This is a genomic window from Catenibacterium sp., from assembly GCF_052354645.1.
Lineage (GTDB): Bacteria > Bacillota_I > Bacilli_A > Erysipelotrichales > Coprobacillaceae > Catenibacterium > Catenibacterium mitsuoka_A.
The window spans coordinates 1-2052 of record NZ_DAWDDM010000328.1; the positions used below are offsets into that span (position 1 = coordinate 1).

The following is a 2052-nucleotide window of genomic DNA, read 5'->3' on the forward strand; positions in this document are numbered from 1 at the left end:
GATGTCTTTCAGGATGAACTTTCGCATCTAATAAATCTTTCTTATTGACGACATAGAACTGAATATGAGGTACATGCAAGTCTACAAAAGCTCGAAGGAAGTTTTCAAACTTCATACGTCCTGTTTCTGTTTTAAAGAAGTCTGGTAAGAACTTCATATTGAGTAATCCCCCATTGGTTGTGAGATCATCATCTAGCTTAGAGACAGATTTTAAAACAGCTGTAGGTCCTGCTAAGTCTCTACCATAAGCAGGGGACATACCACCATCCGCAAGAGGTGTATAGGCGTTTCTACCATCTGGAGATGCACCTACATTTTCACCCATAGGAACATGAGCTGAAACAGTATACATACCTGTATGAATAGGACCACCACGATAATTCTTATACTCTTTCATCTTATTTCTAAAGTAACGTGCCCATTTAGCACCACATTCATCTACCCAGGCAATATCATTTCCATATTTAGGTACTTTATTTAAAAGCATGGCTTGTGTAATTTCGTGTCCTTTAAAGTCAACTTGTAAAGCTGTCAGCAATTCTTTTGAATCTAAGAGATGGTCTTCATAGACTAACTTCTTAATAGCCGCAAGTGAGTCTGCAAGGTTCGCAATCTGAATCATCTGGATACCAGATAAATTATACTTAGCGCCACCTCTTGTAACATCCATGCCTTTTTCTAAACAGTCATCAATGACGCATGATAAGAAAGCAGTCGGTAAACACTCCTGATGTACTCTTTCTACAACTTCTTCTGCTTTCATCATCATTTCAATAAAGTAATCAATCTGAATCTTGAAAGCTTTTTCTAACTGTTCATATGTTTGATATGTTTCAAGTGATCCCATATCCAAGCCAAGTTTCTGTCCCGTCAATAAACATTTACCATTATTTAAAGTAAGTTCTAATGCCTTATTGAGGTTAAACATAGCCGCATCACTCCAGCCTAGGTTATTACCATGGGTTGTAAGTTCTACGCATCCGACAATCGCATAATTTAAAGCATCCTCGTGACTGATACCAAGTCTTTCCATCGCAGGAATAATGGCTTCATCATTAAAGAACTGTGGCATACCACTACCTAATGCTACAACTTCAATCGCCTTCTGCATGAGTTCATGAGATGTATTCTTGTTAAGTCTTACTGATAAGTTAGGTTGAGGAAGACATAATTCCTTCTGTGCTTCTAGACAAAGCATGGATAAATCATTATATGTATCATGTCCTTTTTCGTCCAAGCCACCTACCGCAATATTAAACCCAATCGGGAATCCCGCAAAGTATTTAGCTGAATTACTGTTACGAAGATAAACAATCTGATTAAACTTCAACCAGAGACATTCTAATATTTCTAATGCATCATCTTTACTAATAAGTCCTTCTTTTAAATCATGTTCATAATATGGGTAAAGGTACTGGTCCATACGCCCAGGTGAGAATGAAGACGCATTGGATTCCATATGTAATATTACAAACAAGAACCATAAAGACTGTACGGCTTCATGGAATGTTTTTGGAGGTCTTTGAGATAAAGAAAGGCAGTTATCTGCAACACGCTTTAAATCATCACTCTCATGATAATCAGGCATAGAGATAATATAATCATGATATCTCTTCATGAAAGTGATTGCCCCTTCTAATACAAGTTTTGTGCATGTATAGAATTCTGTTTCTTGTTTGTCATTGATCTTATCTAATAATCCTTGTGGACCATACTTTAACCATAAAGCTGAATCAGGACAGATATGACCCTGTGCATGGTCTTTCTGATTGATCTTGACTACTTTACTGATATGATTAATTTCTTTTCCATAGCGTGTTCTAATGACATCCTCCATAGAATGTCCTTTCCAGTATGGATAAATTGTTTCTCTAAATTCTTTAATATCCTCTGTTTTTACTTCAAACTGATCCTGAGGACGGGTAGGAAGTGTTTCAAATTCTCTATCCACCCATGAACAGCCACTTTCAGGAAATACAACACCAGCAAGTACACCTTTTGTACGATTACCTACAATTTATTCTTCTTTTTCAACACCAATTTCAATTACTT

Annotated in this window: 1 pseudogene; it reads right to left on the bottom strand. The window is 36.7% G+C overall.

What is annotated here, in order from left to right:
* A pseudogene (locus tag ACT8VG_RS10630) lies at positions 1-2052 on the bottom strand (glycyl radical protein); the annotation flags it as partial.